This is a genomic window from Mycobacterium sp. 852014-50255_SCH5639931 (assembly GCF_001665605.1).
Classification (GTDB): domain Bacteria; phylum Actinomycetota; class Actinomycetes; order Mycobacteriales; family Mycobacteriaceae; genus Mycobacterium; species Mycobacterium paraffinicum.
Genome location: NZ_LZSV01000016.1, coordinates 331,330 through 353,264 on the forward strand (window position 1 = coordinate 331,330; position 21,935 = coordinate 353,264).

22 protein-coding genes are annotated in these 21,935 nt (G+C 68.0%); 12 read left to right on the forward strand and 10 right to left on the reverse strand.

All coding sequences use genetic code 11. The features are described 5' to 3' along the window. Position 1: 1 nt before the first annotated feature. Genes A5758_RS09320 through A5758_RS09335 form a run of 4 tightly spaced genes read right to left on the reverse strand, consistent with a single transcriptional unit; the run spans position 2 to position 3,707 of the window. Positions 2-844 carry a carbohydrate ABC transporter permease gene (locus A5758_RS09320; RefSeq protein ID WP_067739442.1) on the reverse strand — a complete coding sequence of 281 codons (843 nt, stop codon included), beginning with the start codon at positions 842-844 and terminating at the stop codon, positions 2-4. Then, entirely contained in the window at positions 834-1,745 is a 912-nt protein-coding gene (locus tag A5758_RS09325) for a carbohydrate ABC transporter permease (protein ID WP_067739252.1), read from the reverse strand. The genes A5758_RS09320 and A5758_RS09325 overlap by 11 nt, the downstream gene beginning before the upstream one ends. Then, positions 1,742-3,154, reverse strand: a complete 1,413-nt coding sequence (locus A5758_RS09330; RefSeq protein ID WP_067739256.1) for an extracellular solute-binding protein — start codon at positions 3,152-3,154, stop codon at positions 1,742-1,744. The genes A5758_RS09325 and A5758_RS09330 overlap by 4 nt, the downstream gene beginning before the upstream one ends. Before the next feature lie 25 nt (positions 3,155-3,179). Next, positions 3,180-3,707: a general stress protein gene (locus tag A5758_RS09335; RefSeq protein WP_067203688.1), complete on the reverse strand. Its 528-nt coding sequence runs from the start codon at positions 3,705-3,707 to the stop codon at positions 3,180-3,182. A 160-nt stretch (positions 3,708-3,867) separates the two neighbouring features. Here A5758_RS09335 and A5758_RS09340 point away from each other — a divergent pair, with 160 nt between their 5' ends. From A5758_RS09340 to A5758_RS09360, 5 genes are all read left to right on the forward strand, one after another. Then, positions 3,868-4,488, forward strand: a complete 621-nt coding sequence (locus A5758_RS09340; RefSeq protein ID WP_067739259.1) for a DUF4190 domain-containing protein — start codon at positions 3,868-3,870, stop codon at positions 4,486-4,488. Between the two features lie 69 nt (positions 4,489-4,557). Then, positions 4,558-5,865, forward strand: a complete 1,308-nt coding sequence (locus A5758_RS09345; protein ID WP_067203692.1) for a magnesium transporter MgtE N-terminal domain-containing protein — start codon at positions 4,558-4,560, stop codon at positions 5,863-5,865. Then, entirely contained in the window at positions 5,862-6,398 is a 537-nt protein-coding gene (locus tag A5758_RS09350) for a DUF1003 domain-containing protein (RefSeq protein ID WP_067739262.1), read from the forward strand. Before A5758_RS09345 ends, A5758_RS09350 begins: the two co-directional genes overlap by 4 nt. 110 nt (positions 6,399-6,508) lie before the next feature. Beyond that, the gene (locus tag A5758_RS09355; RefSeq protein ID WP_082939626.1) at positions 6,509-7,777 is read left to right on the forward strand and encodes a lytic transglycosylase domain-containing protein; all 1,269 of its coding nucleotides are present in this window, start codon (positions 6,509-6,511) and stop codon (positions 7,775-7,777) included. Positions 7,778-7,813: 36 nt separating this feature from the next. Continuing rightward, on the forward strand, positions 7,814-8,959 hold the full coding sequence (locus tag A5758_RS09360; RefSeq protein WP_156622557.1) for an Mrp/NBP35 family ATP-binding protein: 1,146 nt from the start codon (positions 7,814-7,816) through the stop codon (positions 8,957-8,959). A 42-nt stretch (positions 8,960-9,001) separates the two neighbouring features. On the opposite strand, the gene tatB is transcribed toward A5758_RS09360, so the two are convergent. The 4 genes from tatB to sigE all read right to left on the reverse strand — a co-directional run bounded on the left by tatB (position 9,002) and on the right by sigE (position 12,389). Beyond that, the gene (gene tatB, locus A5758_RS09365; RefSeq protein WP_067739271.1) at positions 9,002-9,394 is read right to left on the reverse strand and encodes a Sec-independent protein translocase protein TatB; all 393 of its coding nucleotides are present in this window, start codon (positions 9,392-9,394) and stop codon (positions 9,002-9,004) included. Further along, positions 9,395-10,909: a S1C family serine protease gene (locus A5758_RS09370; RefSeq protein ID WP_067739274.1), complete on the reverse strand. Its 1,515-nt coding sequence runs from the start codon at positions 10,907-10,909 to the stop codon at positions 9,395-9,397. A 187-nt stretch (positions 10,910-11,096) separates the two neighbouring features. After that, complete coding sequence (gene rseA / locus A5758_RS09375) at positions 11,097-11,495, reverse strand: anti-sigma E factor RseA (RefSeq protein WP_067203703.1); 399 nt, start codon at positions 11,493-11,495, stop codon at positions 11,097-11,099. A gap of 132 nt (positions 11,496-11,627) precedes the next feature. After that, positions 11,628-12,389 carry an RNA polymerase sigma factor SigE gene (sigE, locus tag A5758_RS09380; RefSeq protein ID WP_067739277.1) on the reverse strand — a complete coding sequence of 254 codons (762 nt, stop codon included), beginning with the start codon at positions 12,387-12,389 and terminating at the stop codon, positions 11,628-11,630. 202 nt (positions 12,390-12,591) lie between these two features. On the opposite strand from sigE, the gene A5758_RS09385 reads away from it, so the two are divergent. The 6 genes from A5758_RS09385 to A5758_RS09410 all read left to right on the forward strand — a co-directional run bounded on the left by A5758_RS09385 (position 12,592) and on the right by A5758_RS09410 (position 19,018). Then, positions 12,592-13,260: an O-methyltransferase gene (locus tag A5758_RS09385; protein WP_067203855.1), complete on the forward strand. Its 669-nt coding sequence runs from the start codon at positions 12,592-12,594 to the stop codon at positions 13,258-13,260. A 177-nt stretch (positions 13,261-13,437) separates the two neighbouring features. Continuing rightward, positions 13,438-14,076: a TetR/AcrR family transcriptional regulator gene (locus tag A5758_RS09390; protein ID WP_067739280.1), complete on the forward strand. Its 639-nt coding sequence runs from the start codon at positions 13,438-13,440 to the stop codon at positions 14,074-14,076. Continuing rightward, positions 14,066-14,980 (forward strand): ABC transporter ATP-binding protein, encoded by a 915-nt coding sequence (locus A5758_RS09395; RefSeq protein WP_067739446.1) that lies wholly within the window; start codon positions 14,066-14,068, stop codon positions 14,978-14,980. The genes A5758_RS09390 and A5758_RS09395 overlap by 11 nt, the downstream gene beginning before the upstream one ends. Next, positions 14,977-16,620 carry an ABC transporter permease gene (locus tag A5758_RS09400; RefSeq protein WP_156622558.1) on the forward strand — a complete coding sequence of 548 codons (1,644 nt, stop codon included), beginning with the start codon at positions 14,977-14,979 and terminating at the stop codon, positions 16,618-16,620. Before A5758_RS09395 ends, A5758_RS09400 begins: the two co-directional genes overlap by 4 nt. A gap of 7 nt (positions 16,621-16,627) precedes the next feature. Further along, the gene (locus A5758_RS09405) at positions 16,628-17,302 is read left to right on the forward strand and encodes an isoprenylcysteine carboxylmethyltransferase family protein (RefSeq protein WP_067739283.1); all 675 of its coding nucleotides are present in this window, start codon (positions 16,628-16,630) and stop codon (positions 17,300-17,302) included. A gap of 30 nt (positions 17,303-17,332) precedes the next feature. After that, entirely contained in the window at positions 17,333-19,018 is a 1,686-nt protein-coding gene (locus A5758_RS09410; protein ID WP_067739287.1) for a CocE/NonD family hydrolase, read from the forward strand. 9 nt (positions 19,019-19,027) lie between these two features. Here the strand turns inward: A5758_RS09410 and glgC are convergent, their stop codons facing one another. Continuing rightward, the gene (gene glgC, locus A5758_RS09415; RefSeq protein ID WP_067203715.1) at positions 19,028-20,242 is read right to left on the reverse strand and encodes a glucose-1-phosphate adenylyltransferase; all 1,215 of its coding nucleotides are present in this window, start codon (positions 20,240-20,242) and stop codon (positions 19,028-19,030) included. A 160-nt stretch (positions 20,243-20,402) separates the two neighbouring features. Between glgC and glgA the strand changes: the two genes are divergently transcribed. After that, the gene (gene glgA, locus A5758_RS09420; protein ID WP_067739290.1) at positions 20,403-21,566 is read left to right on the forward strand and encodes a glycogen synthase; all 1,164 of its coding nucleotides are present in this window, start codon (positions 20,403-20,405) and stop codon (positions 21,564-21,566) included. 22 nt (positions 21,567-21,588) lie between these two features. Here glgA and A5758_RS09425 read toward each other — a convergent pair whose 3' ends face one another. Then, complete coding sequence (locus A5758_RS09425; protein WP_003878471.1) at positions 21,589-21,762, reverse strand: DUF3117 domain-containing protein; 174 nt, start codon at positions 21,760-21,762, stop codon at positions 21,589-21,591. Positions 21,763-21,935 lie beyond the last annotated feature (173 nt).

Sequence of the window (21,935 nt, forward strand, 5' to 3'; positions counted from 1 at the left end):
GCTATCCCTTCACAGCGCCGGAGGTCAGCCCGGCGATGATTCTTCGTTGGAAGATTAGAACAAAGAGGATGATCGGGACCGTGATCACGACGGCCCCGGCCGCGATCGACCCGGTGGGTTCCTCGAATTGCGAACTGCCACCGAAGTTCGCGATGGCCACCGGAGCGGTGATCGCCGCCTTGGTGGCGGTCAGCGACAGCGCCAGCAGCAAGTCGTTCCAGGCGAAGATGAACACCAGAATCGCCGCGGTGACCACCCCGGGCGCGGCCAGCGGGACGATCACCTTGCGGAACGCCTGGGCCGGTGTGGCGCCGTCCATTTTGGCCGCCTTCTCCAGATCCCACGGAATCTCCCGGAAATACGCCGACAGCGTGTAGATGGCAAGCGGCAGAGCGAACGTGATGTAGGGCAGGATCAGCCCGGGCCAGGTATCGAACAGGCCGACGAAGCGTTCGATGTTGAACAGCGGGGTGACCAGCGAGATCGCGGGGAACATGGTGACGAGCAGGGTGGCACCGATCAGCATCCGCTTGCCCGGGAAGTTCAGCCGGGCGATCGCGTAGGCCGCCATCGCGCCGAGCCCGACCGCGATCGCGGTGGTGATCAACCCGATCCCGATCGAGTTGACCAGCGCCGAGCTGAACAAGTCACCGCGGAAGATGCCGCGGTAGTTCTCGAAGGACACCGACGACGGAATCAGCTTGCCGTCCTTGACCGTTGACGTCGGCTTGAGCGAGAGGCTGAGGATCCACAACACCGGAACAAGTGCGTACACCACCACAACGGTGTCTAGCAGGACCCAGCCGGCCCAGGCCCGCCCGGTCCCCGCCGTGTTAGCGGCCATCGACGTCACCACCGGGCGCCGCGGCGCCGAACGCCTTGATGTAGACAAGCGCGATGATGCCCACACAGAGGAAGATCAGCACGCTGATCGCCGAGCCCAATCCGACGTTGAACCCCTTGAAGAGGTTGTCGTAACCCAGGATTGACACCGAGTCGGTGTTGTTGGCGCCGTCGGTCAGCACGTAGATGCTGTCGAAGATGCGGAAGGCGTCCAGCGTCCGGAAGAGCAACGCGACCACCACCGCCGGCTTGATGATGGGCAGGGTGATGCGCATCAGCCGCCGCCACGGCCCGGCGCCGTCGACCTGGGCCGCCTTCAGCAAGTCCTCGGGCACCAGCGCCAGCCCGGCCAGCAGCAGCAGCGACATGAAGGGGGTCGTCTTCCAAACCTCGGCCAGGACGACGATGCCGAGCGACGGGATCTGGGCGGTCAGGGGGGCGCTGCCCTGCGGCAGAAGGTTGGCCAGATAGCCGGTTCCCGGCGTCCACGCGTAGTACCAGCTGTACGACGCGACCACGGTGACGATGCCGTACGGAATGAGCACCGCGGTGCGCACCAGGCCCTTGCCGACCAGCGTGCGGTGCATCACCAGTGCCAGCGCCAGGCCCAACACGAACTCGAGCGACACCGAAACCGCTGCTATTCCCAGCGTTACGGCCAGCGCGGTCCACCAATAGCGGTCGGTCAAGATCGTTTGGTAGTTGCTCAACCCGACGAACGCAGTGTCGTTGGGGGTGGCGAGATTGTTGCGCTGCAGGCTCAGCCACACCGCATAGCCGATCGGGTAGGCCGTCACCGCCAGCATCAGGATCGCCGCAGGCGCGACGAGCACAAAGGCAAGTCGCCGTTCCGGCAGCTGGTTTCGGGCCCGGGGGCGCGGCGCGGCGGCGGTTGTGGTCACGGCAACAGCCCCTTGCCGTCGATGGCCTTCTGCGCCTGCGCGGTGAGTTCGTCGGCCGTTCGCTCCGGGTCGATTTCGGCGATCGGGCTCAGCGCCGCCGACAGCCGCAGCGACAGCGCCTGATACACCGGCGTCGCCGGCCGCACGGCGGCATCGGTGAGCTGTTGCCGAATGATCGTGTACATCGGATATTTGGTCTGGAATTGCGGGTCGGAGTACAACGACGTCCGGACCGCGGGCAGGCCACCCGCCATCGAAACGTACTTCTGGCTCTGCAGGCTGCGCAGGCAGCGCACGGCTTCGAAGGCCTCCGCACGGTGGCGGGTAGTGCTCGCCACGGCGAGGTTCAACCCGCCGAGCGTCACCTTGGCCGGCCGGCCCGGCGCCACACCGGGATACGGCGCGAATCCGAAGACCCGCCGGCTGGCGTCGTAGGCGATGCGGAACTGCTCGTCGCTGGGCACGAACGTCCCGACGTCGTTGATGCTGCCCGCCAGGGCCGGGTCGCGGTTCAGCGGCAGGAACGGGACACCGCCCTTCACCGCGTTCTCCAGCATGGAGGCCAGCACATACGGCCAGTTGACTTCCAGTGCGGCCTTGCCCTGTTCGACCGCCAGGCGGGCCGTGCCTTCGTCGGTCCGGCTGATCGACGGATCGGCCCCGGGGGCGGTACCGACGGACTTGAGGATGCGCAGCGCGTTGACGGTCGCGGCCCGGTGCGCGGGCGTGTCGGTCAGCGTGACCTGGCGGCCGTCCTCGGAGAGCACCTGACCTCCGCCGCTCACCAGCAGCGTGTTGAACCACACAACCAGGCCCTCGCCCTCGTTGGCCTGCACGGCGATCCAGGCGGGCTGACCCGCCGCGTGCAACCGGGCGGCCTCGGCCACCATCGCGTCCCAGTCCAGCGGCGGCTGGCTCACCAAATCGGGCCGGTACCAAAGTAATTCTGTGTTGGTTGTGACGGGCTCGGCATACAGCCTGTGCTTCCAGCGGGCCGTCGCCAGCGGGCCGGGCAGGGTGTCAGCGGTGGCGTCGGCGTCGGCCCGCCCTTCGGGGTCGTCGGATAGCGGCACGGCCCAGCCTGCCTCGGCGAACTCCGCGGTCCACACCACGTCCAGCGCCATCACGTCCAGCCCGCGGTCGTGGGCGCTCAGCCGCCGCGCCAGCTGCACTCGCTGCTCCCCGGGACCCCGCGGCAGGCTCACGTGCTGGATGGTGAACCGTCCCCGCGATTGCCTGGTGCACTCCTGGGACACCGCCGTGAACGTGGCCGAGTCGGTGGCCGGCGTGAAGAAGGTGATCACCAGCCCGTTGGCGGCGGACCCGCAGCCCGAGAGCGCCACCGTGGTGGTCACCGTCGCCAGCGCGATGACGCCCATCCGGCGCAGGCGCCCAGGACGTTTCACCACCGATTCACACCTCTCGCGCGCGGCCTCAAATCGCTAAGCGCGCCAACAAATCCCGTGCCTTCTCCGCGTTCTGCGGATCGCAGAGCACGTCGTAGCGGCCGGCCACCAGCTGCATGGTCGAGCTGAAATCCCTTGTGCCACGGGCCATCGCGTACGGGACCGCTGAGGTGATCAAACCGAAGAAGACACCGGCGACCAGGCCGGTGGCCAGCGCAGCCCACGGATTCGGGCTGAAGAATCCGAGCACCAGCCCGATGAACAGGCCCAGCCAGGCCCCGCTGAGCACACCGCCGCCGAGAACTTTTGGCCACGTCAACCGGCCGGTCACTCGTTCGACCTGCATCAGGTCGACGCCGACAATGATCATCTGCTGCACCGGGAACTGCTGCTCGGACAAGTAGTCGACGGCACGCTGCGCCTCGGCGTAGGTCGGATAAGAGCCGACCGGCCAGCCCTTGGGCGGGGTCGGTAGTGAGGGCACGCCGCGCCGAGCGGCCGCCGCACCGGGGGGCGTGGCGCCTGGAACTTGACCGGGCTGGAAAGGACTAGTCATTGGTGCTCATTCTCCTCCGCCCTGGCCGAGGTCACATCTCGGGCCCTCGTAGCCTATCCAGCGACCGCACGCCAACCTGCGCAAACAAGACCCCGCGGTCCGCACGTCCGCGGCGATTCGCCGCCAATCCCCCACTTGAGCATCGGCTAGGTTGAACAGCATGACAGCGCCCGGCGATGACTTCGGCGAACGCGCCCACGACGACCAGGCCAAACCGACGCCCGCCGGCAGCGGGGCCCCGGACCAGCCAGAGAGGCCGTGGGAGCCGCCCGCATCGGCGCCGGCACCGGAATATCCGCCCCCGGCCTATCCGCCGGCGGCGTATCCCACCGAGCACCACCCCGGCTATGGGGGCCAATACCCGCCGCCGCCACCCGGATACGGGCAGCCGACGGGGTACGAACAGCCGCCGGGCTATGGCACGCCGCCGTACCAGCCGGTGCCCCCGCAATTCGGCGGGCCGCCCGCCGGCTACGGGCCACCGTCTTATCCGGGCGGCTACTACCCCTCCCCGGACTACCTGGGCGGCTACGGGTTGCCGAGTGGACTCAAGCCGGGCACGAACAAGCTCGCTATCGCGTCGCTCATCTCGTCGTTCACCGGTGTGTTCTGCTGCTGCCTCGGCTCGATCGCGGGCATCGTGATGGGAGTGGTCGCGCTCAATCAGATCAAGCGCACCCAGCAAGACGGCTACGGCCTCGCGGTCGCCGGCATCGTCATCGGCGTCGCAACCCTGGTGGTGGGCCTGATCTTCGCGATCTTCGCGATGCACTCGCGTTAGCACCATCGCGTAAGCGGGCCAACACCGCCGCCATCTGCCCTGCCGCCCGGCGCTGCCTAGGCTTTCCCCATGGCATCGGTCAACAGGGTGTACATCGCCCGGCTCTCGCGGATGTTGGTGCTGGGTCCACTCGGCGAGTCCTTCGGCCGGATCCGCGATGTGGTGATCAGCATCAGCATCGTGCGTCAGCAGCCCCGCGTGCTGGGGTTGGTCGTCGATTTGGCGACGCGGCGCAGCATCTTCATCCCGATGCTCCGGGTCACCGCGATCGAGCCGGAGGCGGTCACGCTCAACACCGGCAGCGTGTCCCTGCGCCACTTCGAACAGCGTCCGGGCGAGGTGCTGGCGATCGGCCAGGTGCTCGACACCCAGGTCAGGGTCAACGACCCCGCGCTGCCTGAGCTGGCCGGCCTCGACGTCGTCGTCACCGACCTGGGCATCGAACAAATCCGCACCCGCGACTGGATGGTGAGCCGGGTGGCGGTCCGCAGTCAGCGGCGGCTGGGTCGGCGCGGCCCCGTGCACGTCGTGGATTGGCAAAACGTGCAGGGCCTGACCCCTTCGGCGCTGGCGCTGCCGGGCCAGGGGGTGGCGCAGCTGCTGAACCAGTTCGAGGGCTGGAAGGCGGTCGATGTGGCGGACGCCATCCGCGGGCTGCCGCCCAAGCGGCGCTACGAGGTGCTCAAAGCGCTCGACGACGACCGGCTGGCGGATGTCCTGCAGGAACTGCCGGAGCTGGACCAGGCCGACGTGCTGTCCGAGCTGGGCACCGAACGCTCGGCCGACGTGCTCGAGGAGATGGATCCCGACGATGCCGCCGACCTGCTCGGCGTGCTGAATCCGACCGACGCCGAGATGCTCCTGACCCGGATGGACCCTGGCGATTCGGCCCCGGTACGTCGGCTGCTGGCACATTCGCCCGACACCGCGGGCGGCCTGATGACGTCGGATCCGGTGGTGCTGACACCTGACACGTCGGTCGCCGAGGCGCTGGCCCGGGTCCGCGACCCCGACCTCACCCCGGCCCTGTCGTCCATGGTGTTCGTGGTGCGCCCGCCCACGTCCACACCCACGGGTCGGTATCTGGGCTGTGTGCAGTTGCAGCGACTGCTACGCGAACCACCGGCGGAGTTGGTCGGTGGGATAGTCGACAACGACCTGCTCACCCTGACGCCGGAAACGCCGCTGGGGGCGGTGACCCGCTACCTGGCCGCCTACAACCTGGTGTGCGGACCGGTCCTGGATGACCAGAACCACCTATTGGGCGCGGTGACGGTGGACGATCTTCTCGATCACTTGTTGCCGCACGACTGGCGGGTCGATGTGCAGGCGCTCGACGCCACCGGCCGGCTCGATGAACTGGGAGGATCCGCGTGAGCACGTCCTCGACCCCGCGCCGGCTCTACACCCCGCGGACGTCGCGCAGGTACTCGCCCCGCCTCGACCCCGAGGCCGTCGGCCAGATCACCGAATCGATCGCGCGCTTCTTCGGCACCGGCCGCTACCTGCTGGTGCAGACCATCCTCGTGGTGGCGTGGATTGCGCTGAACCTGTTCGCGGTGGGTCTGCGGTGGGACCCTTACCCCTTCATCCTGCTCAACCTGGCTTTCTCCACGCAGGCCGCCTACGCGGCGCCGCTGATTCTGCTCGCCCAGAATCGTCAGGAAAATCGCGACCGGGTCGCGCTCGAACAGGATCGCCATCGCGCGGCGCAGACCAAGGCCGACACCGAGTTTCTGGCCCGCGAACTCGCCGCCGTGCGACTGGCGGTCGGTGAGGTCGTGACCCGCGAATATCTGCGTCACGAGCTCGAGGACCTACGCTCCCTGCTGGCGAATCTGGACGCCGAATCCGAGGGTTCTGAGGCGGTGCAGGGCGATGACAGCGTCGACCGCAACGCAAGGAAATAGGGCATAAACCAGTTCCGACCATTGCGCCACTCTGGTCACAAGAGTTATGTATGGTGATCTAGTTCACGGCTGAGAAGCAGTTGACCAGATCACATACCTAGGACGGTCGAGTGCGCATTGGGGGACGCCGGGGTGCACACCCGGCCGCCGCTGCGGAGCGGCAACGAGCGCTTCAGGTAACACGCACGCGCGCGTTCGGGGTCGCGACCATCACCCCGTTGATTTTCGCCGGAGCCGTGAGCGGAGCGGCGCCTTCGCTCCCCGAAAAACTCCCTCCGGTGCACGCGAACATCACCCCGGTGGCAGCTGTCTCCCCTAGCATTCCCGACTTGTCGGGGCCCGCCGTCGTCCCCATCGACCGTTCCCCGACCGCTTTCCACGTCGCCGAACCCGCCTTGTCGGCACCACCGCCAGCGATGATCGTGAATGCGCCTGGGGCGCTTGGCATCCCGAGCATCGCGCTGGCGGCCTATCGCAGTGCCGAGCAACGGATGGCCGTGGCCGCACCGAACTGCGGCGTCAGCTGGAACTTGCTGGCGGGGATCGGACGCATCGAGTCGGGGCATGCGGGCGGCGGCGCGGTTGACGCGCGCGGCACCGCCGTCGTCCCGATCTACGGCCCCGCGTTGGACGGCACGCTGCCGGGCAACGAGGTCATCCTGCAGAGCAGCACCGGCAATCGCCCCACTTATGCCCGCGCGATGGGACCGATGCAGTTCTTGCCGGGCACCTGGGCGCGATACGCGTCCGACGGCAAGGGCGACGGCGTTGCCGATCCGCAGAACCTCTTCGACTCCACCCTGGCGGCGGCCCGCTACCTGTGCAGCGGCGGCCTCAACCTCCGCGACCCGTCGCAAGTGATGGCCGCGATCCTTCGCTACAACAACTCGATGGCCTACGCGCAGAACGTGCTGGGCTGGGCCTCGGCGTACGCCACCGGGGTGGTTCCGGTCGACCTGCCTCCGATGACGGGTCCGCCGCCTCCGCTCGGCGACGGATTCCTCGAGCATCCCGAGGGACTAGGCCCCAACCTGCCGATGAACGTCAACGGGTTGCCGGTGGACGATCCACTGGCGCGCATGCCGCTGATCGACCTCGGCCAACCGCAGAGCGCCGGTCCACCGCCGATGTTCCCGTGGATGACCCCCACCCAACAGCAGGCCCCGACGCGGCAGCCCGGCTGCACGGTGATCTGCGTCGGCTCCCAGAACCCGCCGCCCGCCGCCCCGCCGTGGGCGCCGCCGCAGGGCCCACCGCCGCCTCCGGACCCGCAGGCGGCCCCGCCCGCCGCTGCGCCCCCGGCCGCACCGGCGCCCAAGCCGGCCGGCCCGCCGAACGCGGCGGCGCCGAAGCAGCCGGGTCCCGCTACGGGCGGCTGACCAGCCCACAACGTCACGCGCCTACACTCGGCGGTGATGTCCCCTCATGACACTGCCGACCTGAGCGCAGCAATCCGCACCGCACTGGGGAAGGTGATCGACCCCGAGTTACGGCGCCCGATCACCGAACTCGGAATGGTCAAAAGCATTGACACCGAGCCCGACGGTGGCGTGCACGTGGCGATCTACCTGACCACCGCCGCCTGCCCGAAGAAGACCGAAATCAGCGAGCGGGTCACCCAGGCCGTCTCCGACGTTCCGGGCACCGGGGCCGTGAAAGTCACCCTCGACGTGATGAACGACGAGCAGCGCACCGAACTGCGCAAGCAGTTGCGCGGAGACGCCCGCGACCCCGTCATCCCCTTCGCCCAGCCGAACTCGCTGACGCGGGTCTATGCGGTCGCGTCCGGGAAGGGCGGGGTGGGAAAGTCCACCGTCACGGTCAACCTCGCCGCCGCGATGGCGGCCCGGGGACTGTCGGTCGGCGTACTCGACGCCGACATCCACGGCCATTCCATCCCCCGCATGATGGGCACCACCGACCGGCCGACCCAGGTTGAGTCGATGATCCTGCCGCCGATCGCCCACGAGGTGAAGGTCATCTCGATCGCCCAGTTCACCGAGGGCAACGCGCCCGTGGTGTGGCGCGGGCCCATGCTGCACCGGGCGTTGCAACAGTTCCTGGCCGACGTCTATTGGGGCGACCTCGATGTCCTGTTGCTGGATCTGCCGCCGGGCACCGGCGACATCGCCATCTCGGTGGCTCAGCTGATCCCGAGCGCCGAGCTCATGGTCGTGACGACGCCGCAGCTGGCCGCCGCCGAGGTCGCCGAGCGGGCGGGCAGCATCGCGTTGCAAACCCGGCAGCGCATCGCCGGCGTGGTGGAGAACATGTCGGGCCTCACGCTGCCGGACGGCTCGACCATGCAGGTGTTCGGCGAGGGCGGCGGCCGTCAGGTGGCCGAACGATTGTCCCGCGCGGTCGGTGCCGATGTGCCGCTGCTGGGTCAGATCCCGCTGGACCCCGCGTTGGTGGCCGCGGGCGATTCGGGCACTCCGATCGTCCTGAGTGCCCCCGATTCCCCGGCGGGCAAGGAACTGCGCAACGTGGCCGACAACCTGTCGTCGCGACGGCGTGGATTGGCGGGTGTGTCACTCGGGCTCGATCCGACGCGGCGCTAGGCCTGATGGGGGCGACCCTTCGCCGCGGTTGCGATCCCCGCGCTAGGTCGCGTCGGCGTCGAAGGGTGTCTGTCCGGGGGCGTGCGTCTGGGGCGGTCTCGACGGCTCCGACGGAGTGGCGGGCGCCCCGTTGACCGGCCTGTCGAAGTTCCCGGTGAGGAAGGAATCGTCGCCGTCCAGCAGGTGCTTGGTCAGCGCGGCGCGCGGCGTCATCCCCCGTAGCCTCTGCAATTCGCTCAGCGGAACGCGCAGATCGTCGAACTCGGGCCCGAGGTCTTCGCGCAGCTGGGTGGTCACCCCGCTGAGGTAATCACGGGCCTGCCGCAGCGCGGTCGACGTCCAGCGGATGGCCCCGGGAAGTCGCTCCGGCCCGAGGACCACCAGCCCGACCACGACGAGGACCAGGATGTGCTCCCAGCTCAGACTGCCGAACATTTAGCTGCCGTCGGGGTCGGGCTTGACGGTCAGGGTGACATGCCGGCCGTCGCGGACCACCTCGATCGGGGAGTCCTGGCCGATGGTCAGCTGGCGCACCGCGACGACGAACTCATCGGCGTCGGCGACCGTGCGGTTGCCGACCTTGACGATGACGTCGTTCTCCAGGATTCCGCCCTTCTGCGCGGGGCTTCCCGCCTTCACGTTGGCAACCTGCGCGCCGGAGGCGATGGCGTTGCTCACCGACCGGGTGCTCACCCCCAGCGTCGGGTGCACGATCTTCCCGTCTTTGATCAAGGTCTGGGCGACCTGCTTCGCCTCGTCGATCGGGATCGCGAAGCCGAGCCCGCTTGCGCTGTCGGACAAGGACTTACCCGCGGTGTTGATGCCGATCACCTGCGAATCCATGTCGATCAGCGGGCCACCGGAGTTGCCGTGGTTGATCGAGGCGTCGGTCTGCAGAGCGTCGATGACGGTGTCGGTGTCCGAGCCCTCCCCCGACAACGGGACGGGCCGGTGCAACGCACTGATGATGCCGTGGGTCACGGTGCTGCGCAGCCCCAGCGGCGCGCCCGCGGCAAGGACCTCGTCGCCGACGCGCACCTTGTCCGAGTCGCCGAACCGGGCGACGCTCAGGTTGTCGACGTTGTCGACCTTGAGCACGGCAAGGTCGGTCTTGGGGTCGCGGCCAACCAGGTTGGCGGGCACTTCCTTGCCGTCGTTGAACACCACGGTCGTCTTGAACTGGCTGGGGTTGTTGGCCGCCTCGGAGATCACGTGGTTGTTGGTGATGATGTAGCCGCGACCGTCGATCACCACGCCGGAGCCCTGCATGCCCTCCTGGTCGCTCTTGGACTCGATGGTCACCACCGCGTTGGCGGTCGCCGCGGCGACCTTGGCGAACCGCCCCGCCGGCCCTTCACCGTTGCCATTGGTGGAAAGCGTCACCTTCGAGGTGGTGAACGCCTCGGCGACCTCGGCCGTCTTGCGGCCGACCACCCCGCCGATCACCCCGATGAGCAGCGCGATCAGCAGCAAGACCAGCAGCGCCAGGTAGGACACCTTGCCGCCGAACAGCACGTCGCGCACACCGAGCTTGCCGCCGTAGCCCTGCGGCCCTCGCGGCCCCGAGGGGGCGACCGCCGGCGTGCCCAGCGCCGCGGCCGCCGACGGGTCGCGCCAGGGGTCGTCGAGCTCGTCCGGCTCCGCACCGTTTTTCTCGGCCGCCAGCGCACCGGCGTCGACGGGGTGGCGCTGCAGCGAGTCGGGACTGCCGACCGGGCGACTGAACGCCTCCTGAAGGACCGGATCGGCCTCTTCTTCGTGCGGCCGGAAGTCGGCCTGGTCGCGATACTTCTGCGGGCGGACGCGGTCGGCCACGAAGGATCCGCGCAGCCCGTCGGGACGGCTGAAGAGTTGACGCGATGCGGGGTCGACCGGCGGACGGGAGATGGGGCGCGGCGCTAAGCGGTTGCCGCTGTTCTTGCCGCTGTCGTTGCCTTGATCGGAGGTCACGTTACCCCTTTGGATCCTCTTCTTGAGCGCTTGAGACAGGCCCTTCACCGGGCGATATACCCGACACCGGCGTGGTCGTGTCCACCCTAGTATCCACGGTTCGACGCCGGCCGCCCATGAGCGCGCGGGCGGGGTGCGCAAAAGTCGGCGGGATCAACCACGGGGAGTTCGGCGAGACGGTGTCGAGCTACGGGCGCTTGCGCTGCTCACGGGCGTCGCGCTCAGCAAAACGGTCGGACGCCCGGGTGGTCATGTCATCGGGCGAATCGTAGGGAATCTCAGCGAGCATTCCGAGCAGCGTGCTGGGGATACGGATCGGATGCGAGTCGCGCAGCGCCGCACGGGCCCGGCTCTGATCGTCGACCTCGGCCGCGCACTCCGGGCACAGCGACAGGTGATGCGCCGCCCGGAGGTGCGCGTTCATCCGCAGCTCACCGTCGACGAACGCCGCGATGGCTTCGACGGAAAGGTGCTCGGTCGAACCGAACTGGCGCGGCGCGCCGACGGGCGCATCGCTCTGGGAGGCGAACTGTGCGGGAAGCCAGGAGAACGCGCGGCGGAAGAGATGTCCTCCTCGATCGGGCATCACCGGGTCCTTTCGTAGCGCCTACCCCTCGAATGTAGCGCGAGGCGTGCGCAATAGCGCATCTCAAGACCACAAAACCGGTGGCTTACATCCGGGCGGGGACCCGGCTGTGTCGATTCGGGTGTTCGCCGGCTACGCCGGCTCAGCGTGCAGTGCACCCCGGCCGGCACCGGGATGGGCGGCCAGGTAGTCGCGCAGCGCCTGACGTCCACGGTGGATACGACTGCGCACGGTCCCGAGCTTCACGCCCAGCGTCGCGCCGATCTCCTCGTAGGACAGGCCCTCGATGTCGCACAGCACGACTGCGGCGCGGAACTCCGGCGGCAGCGAATCCAAAGCCGCCTGCAGGTCCGGCCCGAGCCGTGCATCGTGGTAAATCTGCTCGGGGTTGGGCTCGTCCGCGGGCACCCGCTCGTAATCCTCGGGTAGCGCCTCCATCCGGATCCGGGCGCGCCGGCGGACCATGTCGAGGAACAGGTTGGTGGTGATGCGGTGCAACCAGCCTTCGAACGTTCCGGGCTGATAGTTCTGCACCGACCGGAAAACCCGGATGAAGGTCTCCTGGGTGAGATCCTCGGCGTCGTGCTGATTGCCGGAGAGGCGGTAGGCCAGCCGGTATACCCGGTCGGCGTGCTGACGCACCAGCTCGTCCCACGAGGGCATCGTGGACTTGTCCCCGGTCGCGTCGAATACCGCGGTGCCTTGCAACTCGTCGGACGCCTTCACCCACTCGTCCGTGGGGCAGTCCTGCGCGTGCGACATGCTGGTCGGGCCCAAAAGCGTGGTGATGATCGAATCCTCCGAATTCGTCCTGCCGAAAAGCGACAAGTCGTCACCGGCGGCAACACGTAGCCGCCAGTCCGTATTCCCGTGCCAACGCGCTCCGCGATCCATAGGGACACCGTCGCGTATCGGCGTATGTGCGATATATGAGCAGTCTGAGCTGAGGCTGAGAAACAGGATCGTTACCAGCGCTGTCCAGGAGATATCCGCCGCGGCGTGAGCTTAAACGCAGCGGCCTCGCCGGGCGTGTCGTAACGGTGCAGCTTAGGCGCGCCATGCCGGGGTGCGCAGCGAAGTGGAATACGCTGCGGGCATGGACGGCACCGACGCAGAAACCCCCGGCCAGCCGGCGCCCAGTCGAGCCGAATCCCTGTTCGCGCACGCCGAGGGGTCGATCTCCGAAGACTCGTTGCTGGCGGCCGCGCGCGAGCGTGCCGTGGACATCGGCGCGGGCGCGGTGACGCCGGCGGTGGGCGCGCTGCTGAGCCTGCTGACCAAGCTCAGTGGCGGGAAGGCCGTTGCGGAGGTGGGTACCGGCGCGGGGGTAAGTGGGCTCTGGTTGCTGTCCGGCATGAGCGACGACGGCGTCTTGACGACGATCGACATCGAGCCCGAGTATCTGCGGCTCGCCAAGCAAGCCTTCTCCGAAGCCGGCATCGGGCCGTCGCGCACCCGGCTGATCAGCGGCCGGGCCCAAGACGTCCTCACCCGCCTCGCCGACGAGTCCTACGACCTGGTGTTCGTGGACGCGGATCCGGTTGACCAGCCGGACTACGTCGTGGAAGGCGTGCGGCTGCTGCGACCCGGCGGCGTCATCGTGATACACCGCGCCGCACTCGGCGGGCGAGCCGGCGATCCCGCCGCCCGCGACGCCGAGGTGGTCGCGGTGCGGGAAGCCGCGCGACTCATCGCCGAGGACGAGCGGCTCACCCCGGCACTGGTTCCGCTCGGCGACGGCATTTTGGCCGCGGTGCGCGACTGATTTGATGGTGGCGACCCGCCGCACCCGGCGACGCCGCGCTCGCGATCGCCACTGATCCGATGGTGGCGACCCGCCGCGCCCGGCGACGCCGCGCTCGCGATCGCCACTGATCCTTTACGAATTCTTGACGCGGTGTCTCCTTGACTCGTGACTGAACGTGCGTTTAGTGTACTGAACATGCGTTCAGCCGACCTGACCGCCGCCGCCCGGATCCGGGATGCGGCCATCGAGCAGTTCGGCGAGCAGGGGTTCGGCGTGGGGCTGCGCGCGATCGCCGAGGCGGCGGGGGTGAGCGCCGCACTGGTCATTCACCACTTCGGCTCCAAGGAGGGCCTGCGCAAGGCGTGTGACGACCACATCGCCGAAGAAATCCGCAACAGCAAGTCCGAGGCGCTCAAGTCGAACGACCCGGCAACCTGGTTCGCGCAGATGGCCGAGATCGAGTCGTACGCGCCGATGATGGCCTACCTGGTTCGCAGCATGCAGTCGGGCGGCGAGCTGGCAAACATGTTGTGGCGCAGGATGATCGACAACGCCGAAGAGTACCTGGACGAGGGCGTGCGGGCGGGCACCATAAAGCCCAGTCGAGACCCCCGCGCCCGGGCCCGGTATCTGGGCATCACCGGCGGTGGCGGCTTCTTGCTCTATCTGCAGATGCACGAGACACCAACGGACATCCGCGCGGTCCTCCGTGACTACGCCCGCGAGATGGTGCTGCCCGCGCTGGAGATCTACACCGAAGGACTGATGGTCGACCGCACCATGTACGACGCATTCCTGGCCGCAGATGATCAAGGAGAAAACCATGCCAGTTGACAATGTCGCGCCCATCGAAATCCACCAATTGACAAAGAACTTCGGAGCGGTGCGGGCGCTGGACGGCCTGGACCTCACCGTGCGCGAAGGCGAAGTGCACGGCTTCCTCGGCCCCAACGGCGCCGGGAAGTCGACGACCATCCGGATCCTGCTGGGTCTGGTCAAGGCGGATGGCGGCAGCGTGCGACTCCTTGGCGGCGACCCGTGGACCGACGCGGTCGCACTGCACCGCCAGATCGCCTATGTGCCCGGCGACGTCACGCTGTGGCCGACGCTGACCGGCGGCGAGACCATCGACCTGCTGGCCCGGATGCGCGGCGGCATCGACCGCAAGCGTCGCGACGAGCTGATCGAGCGCTTCGACCTCGATCCACACAAGAAGGCGCGGACCTATTCGAAGGGCAACCGGCAAAAGGTCTCACTGATCTCCGCCTTCTCGTCGCGGGCCCGCCTTTTGTTGTTGGACGAGCCCAGCAGCGGCCTGGATCCATTGATGGAGAACATCTTTCAGCAGTGCGTGGCCGAGGCGCGCGACCGCGGCGCGACGGTGTTATTGTCCAGTCACATCCTGGCCGAGACCGAAGCGCTGTGCGAACGGGTGACCATCATCCGGGCCGGCAAGGCCGTCGAGAGCGGCACCCTGGACTCGATGCGGCATCTCAGCCGCACCTCGATCAAGGCCGAAATGATCGGCGATCCCGGGGACCTCACTCGCATCAAGGGGGTCGAGGACGTCAGCGTCGAGGGCACCATCCTGCGCGCTCAGGTCGACGGCGAAAGCCTCGGGGAACTCATCCGGGCACTCGGCGATGCCGGCGTGCGCAGCCTCGTCAGCCAGCCGCCGACGCTCGAGGAACTCTTCCTGCGCCACTACGACACGGCGAACAAGGTTTCCGCGTCATGAGCACCGGAACTTTGGATCGCTCGCACCGCCCGGCGTACCCCGCGCCGCAACGTGGCTCGAACTTCTCCGGAACGCTGGGGATGCTGCGGCTCTACTTGCGCCGCGACCGAATCTCGCTGCCGCTGTGGGTGTTCCTGCTGTCGGTGCCGCTGGCAACGGTGTACGTCGGCAGCATCGAAAAGGTCTACCCCACCCAGGCCGCCCGGTCCGGCTTCGCTGCTTCCATCATGGCCAGCCCGGCGCAGCGCGCGCTCTACGGGCAGGTCTACAACGATAGCCTTGGCGCCGTTGGCATTTGGAAGGCCGGCATGTTCCACCTGCTGATCGCGGTGGCCGTCATCCTGACCGTCATCCGGCACACCCGGGGCGACGAGGAGGCGGGCCGAACCGAGCTAGTGGACTCGACCGCCGTCGGTCGCTACGCCAGCCTCACCGCCGCACTGATGTTGTCGTTCGGGGCCTCCATCGCCACCGGCGTGATCGGCGCGGCCGGACTGCTCACCACCGACGTCCCCCCCGGTGGGTCGCTCGCTTTCGGCGCGGCGCTGGCCTGCTCCGGCCTGGTGTTCACCGCCGTCGCCGCGGTGACCGCGCAACTGTCCCCAAGCGCGCGGTTCGCGCGCGGCGCCGCGTTCGCGGTTCTGGCGGCCGCCTTCACGCTGCGCGCCGTCGGCGACGCCGGTTCCGGTGCGCTGTCGTGGCTCTCGCCGTTGGGGTGGTCGCTGCAGGTCCGGCCGTACGCGGGTGATCACTGGTCCGTGTTGACGCTGCATCTGACGACAGCCGTCGCGCTCACCGCGGTGGCATACCGGCTCCTCGCCGGCCGTGACGTCGGTGCCGGGCTCTTTGCCGAACGCCCCGGTCCCGGCTCCGCCGCGCCCGCGCTGGGCAATGTGTTCGGGCTGGCCTGGCGATTGGACCGTGGAGCGCTCCTGCTCTGGACCGTGGGGCTGTGTCTCTATGGCGTCTTGATGGGCAGTGTGGTGCACGGCATCGGTGACGAGCTCGGCGACAGCAATGCCGCGCGCGACATCGTCGTCCGGATGGGCGGCACCAGCGCTTTGGAGGAGGCCTTCATCGCCGTCGCGTTCACCATGATGGGGATGGCGGCCGCCGCATTCGCCGTCTCGCTGACGTTGCGATTGCACCAGGAGGAAGCGGGCCAACGCGCCGAAACGATGCTGGCCGGTGCGGTGTCGAGAGCCCGCTGGCTGGCGAGCCACCTGCTGGCGGCATTGGTCGGATCCTCGGTGGCGATGCTGGTGAGCGGTCTGGCCGGCGGACTGGTCTACGGCGCTGCCGCCGGCGACCTCGGCGGCAAGGTGGCTGTCGTGGTGGCAAGCGCGGCCGTGCAACTGCCCGCAGTCTGGTTGTTGTCCGCGGTGACGGTCGCCTTGTTCGGTCTGGCACCACGATTCACGCCGGTGGCCTGGGGCGTTCTGGTCGGGTTCATCGCCTTGTATCTGATCGGTTCGTTGGCCGGGTTCTCGCAATGGCTGCTCGATTTGGAACCGTTCGCCCACATTCCCCGGGTCGGCGCGGATTTCACCGCCACGCCACTGCTGTGGCTGTTGGCCATCGACGCCGGACTGATTACCCTCGGTGTCATGTGCTTCCGACGCCGCGATCTGCGTGGTTAGGAGCGCTATGAAAACCGGTATCCGCGTGACGGTGCGATCGATCTGGGGGATCCTCTCCTTCGGCCTGATCCTCTTCCTACCGGCCGGCACGTTCCGTTATTGGCAGGCATGGGTTTTCATCGGCGTGTTCATGGCGGCAACGATCGTCCCCGTCGTCTACCTGGCGCGGAACAATCCCGCGGCCCTGCAGCGCCGCATGAATGCGGGTCCGCGGGCCGAACCCCGGGCGGCCCAGAAATTCATCATCACCGGCTCGTTCCTGGTCCTGTTCGCGGCGATGGTGCTCAGCGCGCTCGATCACCGGTTCGGCTGGTCGTCCGTGCCGGCGTGGCTGTCTGTGCTCGGTGATGTCCTGGTGCTGGCGGGACTCGGGATGGCTATGCTGGTGATCGTCCAAAACGGTTACGCCGCAGCCACTATCACAGTGGAGTCGGGCCAGACGCTGGTGTCCAACGGTCTCTATCGATTCGTGCGCCACCCCATGTATGTCGGAAACGTGGTCATGATGATCGGCATGCCGTTGGCGCTCGGCTCCTACTGGGCACTGCTCTTGGTCATTCCGGGCTGCATCCTGCTCGTCCTCCGCATCCTCGACGAGGAAACGCTGCTCACCCAGGAGTTGACCGGGTACCGCGAATACCGGCAACGGGTGCGCTATCGGTTGATGCCCTACATCTGGTAGCGGCCGGGCCGACGCGCCTAGGGTATTCGCGTGGCCCGAAATGCCGCGCCCGCCCGGGATCGGCCGTGGCGACGCCCCGGCGCGCTCCGGTACGCGATTCGCCGGATACGCGGCGTCGCCAAGCCGCCCGTCGCGGTGACCGATCCACCGGCCGACCTTGACGTCGAACGCGATGTAGGCGTGCCGACCCGCGACGGAACACTATTGCGGGTCAACGTTTTCCGGCAGCACGATAGCGGTGCTCGACCGGTGATTCTGAGCATCCACCCCTACGGCAAGGACAATCTGCCGAGGCGGCGCGGCAACAAGTGGACGTTCTCCATGCAGTACCGGATCCTGCGCCAGCCGCAACCGGTGCGCTTCTCGGCGCTGACCGGCTGGGAGGCGCCCGATCCCGGGTGGTGGACAGCGCAGGGCTTCGTCGTGGTGAATGCCGATTCGCGCGGCTGTGGTCGCTCCGACGGCACCGGGCGCCTGTTGTCGCGCCAGGAGGCCGAGGACACCTACGACCTGGTGCAGTGGATCGCCGGACAGCCATGGAGCGACGGACGTGTCGTCATGCTCGGGGTGTCGTACCTGGCCATCAGCCAGTACGCGGTTGCCGCGCTGCAGCCGCCGGCACTACGGGCGATCTGCCCGTGGGAAGGCTTCACCGACGCCTACCGTGACCTGACCTTCCCGGGCGGCGTTCGCGAGACCGGCTTCACCAGGGTGTGGTCGCGAAACGTGCGACGCGGCACCCGGCAGGCCTACGACCTGGAACGGATGCAGGACGCCCACCCGTTGCGCGATGAGTTCTGGCGCTCACTGGTCCCGGACCTCTCCGCGATCAAGGTGCCCATGCTGGTGTGCGGCAGCTTCTCCGACAACAACCTGCACAGCCGCGGCTCCATCCGCGCGTTCACGCACGCCGGTTCCGGCCACGCGCGCCTCTACACCCACCGCGCCGGCAAGTGGGCGACCTTTTACTCCGGGCCCGCGCTGACCGAGCAATTGAGGTTTTTCCGCGGAGTGCTGGACGGGGCGCCCGCTTCCCGCAGCGTCCGCCTCGAGGTCCGCGAAGACCGCGACACCGTCGCAGCAGTGCGCGAGGAGGCCGAATGGCCGCTGGCGCGCACCCACTGGCGGCCGATGTATTTGGCCGGGGGCGGATTGCTGACCGCCCAGCGGCCATCGGCGGAAAGTGGCATCACTTTCGAAATCCGCTCCGGCGCAGTGGCTTTCAGCTGGACCGTCCCGGCGGATATCGAGCTGACCGGCCCGATGGCGGCGCGGCTGTGGATCGAGCTGGACGGCTGCGACGACGCCAACCTGTTCGTCGGCGTGGAGAAGTGGCGTGCCGGACGGTTCGTCGGATTCGAAGGCTCCTATGGCTACGGCCGCGATCGGGTGAGCACCGGTTGGCAGCGGATCTCGCTGCGCACGCTGGATGCCGACCTTTCGCGGCCATGGGAACCCGTCGCGGCGTGCACAGACCCGCGGCCCGTCGCCGCGCACGAGGTCGTCGAGGTCAACGTGGCGCTGGGCCCGTCCGCGACGCTGTTCCGCGCCGGTGAGCAGCTGCGCTTGGTGGTCGCAGGGCGCTGGTTGTGCCCGAGGAACCCGCTCACCGGCCAGCTCCCGGCGGCCTATGCCGGCTCGCCGCGCGGTCGCGTCAAGCTGCACTGGGGCCCGCGCTACGACGCGCATCTGCTGATCCCGGAGATCCCCGGGTAGCACGGGGTACTAGATCCAGACGCCCTTGCCCACCGCGACCACACCGCCGGCGCTGATCGCGAAGCGCTCCCGGTCCTTCTCGAGATCCACGCCGACCATCTCGCCGGGCCCGACGACGACGTTCTTGTCCAGGATGGCGTGGCGTACCACCGCGCCCCGGCCGACCCGGGCGCCGGGCATGATCACGCTGCCCTCCACGATCGCGCCGTCATCGACCACGACGTTGGACGACAGCACCGAGTTGCGCACCGAAGCCGCCGAAATGATGCTGCCGGCGCCGACGACCGACTCCTGCGCCGAGCCGCCGTTGACGAACTTGGCCGGTGCCAGGTTCTCCGACTCACCGCGGATCGGCCAGCGCTTGTTGTAGAGGTTGAACACCGGATGCACCGAGACCAGGTCCATGTGCGCGTCGTAGAACGCGTCCAGCGTCCCCACGTCACGCCAGTAACCCCGGTCGCGATCGGTCGCGCCCGGTACCTCGTTGTCCTTGAAGTCGTAAACCGCGGCCATACCGTCGCCCACCAAGCGCGGAATGATGTCACCGCCCATGTCGTGATCCGAATGGTCGTCGTCGGCGTCGGCGCGAATCGCGTCGATGAGCACCTTGGTGGTGAAGATGTAGTTGCCCATCGACACGAACGTCGCCTCGGGGTCATCCGGTGTGCCGGGCGGGTCCAACGGCTTCTCCACGAAAGCGCGGATGCGGCCGGAATCGTCGGCGTCGATGCACCCGAACGCGCTGGCCTCGCCGCGCGGCACGCGGATGCCGGCCACCGTTGCGCCGGCCCCGCTTTCGATGTGGAACTGGACCATCTGCTCGGGGTCCATCCGATACACGTGATCGGCGCCGAAAACGACTATGTAGTCGGGGTCTTCGTCGTAGATCAGATTGAGCGATTGGTAGATCGCGTCGGCGGAGCCGGTGTACCAGCGGGGGCCCAGGCGCTGCTGCGCGGGGACGGGGGTGATGTACTCACCGGCCAGACCGGACAGCCGCCAGTTCTGCGAAATGTGACGGTCCAGTGAATGCGACTTGTACTGGGTGAGAACGCAGATCCTCAAGTAGCGCGCATTGACGAGGTTGGAGAGCACGAAGTCGATCAGCCGATAGGCGCCGCCGAAGGGAACCGCGGGCTTGGCCCGATCCGCGGTCAGCGGATACAACCGCTTGCCCTCACCGCCGGCCAGGACAATGCCCAGCACGTGTGGCGCTTCCCTCATGGTTCAAACCTATCGGCCGCCGCGAGGTGCTGCCAGAGGGACGGCGCTATTGGCGGTGTTCTGTGCGGCTGTCCGTCAAGGTATTTGGCCCGCCGAGCCGCTCCCCGATTGCCCGGGCCCCGACTCGCGCTCCTCGTTGCGACCGAACTACCGTGCGGGTATGCGGGTGGCGATGATGACTCGGGAATACCCACCAGAGGTCTACGGGGGAGCCGGTGTACATGTCACAGAACTGGTCGCCCAGCTGCGCCGATTGTGCGCGGTCGATGTGCATTGCATGGGTGCGCCGCGGCCGAACGCCATCGTGCACCAGTCCGATCCACGCTTGCGGAGCGCCAACCCGGCGCTGTCGACGTTGTCCGCGGACCTGATGATGGCCAACGCCGCGTCGGCGGCCACCGTCGTGCATTCGCACACTTGGTACACCGGCATGGCCGGTCATCTGGCGGCGCTGCTCTACGACATCCCCCACGTCCTGACGGCCCATTCGCTCGAGCCGCTGCGGCCGTGGAAGGCCGAACAGCTCGGCGGCGGCTACCAGGTTTCGACGTGGGTGGAGCGCACCGCGGTGCAGGCGGCGGACGCCGTCGTCGCGGTCAGCTCCGCGATGCGCGAAGACATCCTGCGCGTCTACCCCGCCCTGGATCCCAGCGTCGTGCACGTCATCCGCAATGGGGTGGACACCGACGTCTGGCATCCGGCCGGGCCGACGCACGCCGGGTCTGTGCTGGCCGAACTCGGCGTCGACCCAGACCGGCCCACGGTGGCGTTCGTCGGCCGGATCACCCGGCAGAAGGGCGTCGTCCACTTGGTGGCGGCGGCGCACCAGTTCGACCCCGAGGTGCAGGTGGTGTTGTGCGCGGGCGCCCCCGACACCCCGGAGATAGCCGAGGAGATTCGGTCCGCGGTGGCGCGGCTGGCCCACGATCGGCAGGGCGTGTTCTGGATCAGAGAAATGCTACCGATCGGCGAGATACGTGAAATATTATCGGCGGCAACGGTTTTCGTCTGCCCCTCGGTGTACGAGCCGCTGGGCATCGTGAACCTGGAGGCGATGGCTTGCGCGACGGCCGTGGTGGCGTCCGATGTCGGCGGGATACCCGAGGTGGTCCTCGACGGGGTGACCGGTTCGCTGGCGCACTACGACGCCGGAGACCCGGCCGGTTACCAGACCAGACTGGCCGAAGCGGTCAACGCGCTCGTCGCCGACCCCGAAAAGGCGAAGCGTTACGGCGAGGCGGGACGCCAGCGCTGCGTCGAGGAATTCTCCTGGGCCCGCGTCGCCGAGCAAACCCTGGACATCTACCGAAAGGTGTGTGCGTAGCCCCGCGGTCCGCCGGCAGGCCTTAGCTGGAGCTGGTGACACCCTTGAGTTCGTCACCGAGGGCGGCGGCTTCGTCGGGCGTCAGCTCGACGACCAGTCGACCACCTCCCTCAAGTGGTACCCGCATCACGATGCCGCGCCCCTCCTTGGTTGCTTCCAGAGGACCGTCGCCGGTCCGGGGCTTCATCGCCGCCATCGAGTGCTCCCTCCAGGTTCGAGCTGGTCCGACGTTGCGGACCTGGTCGGCGCCGAGCATGCCCCGCCAGCGATTTTCCAGCCATACCCGACATCGAACTGCCAAATCACCCCTCTATTGTTCCCTATCCAGGTCACGAGTTGAACAAAGACCCGGTTCTGCGGGCCTGGGGG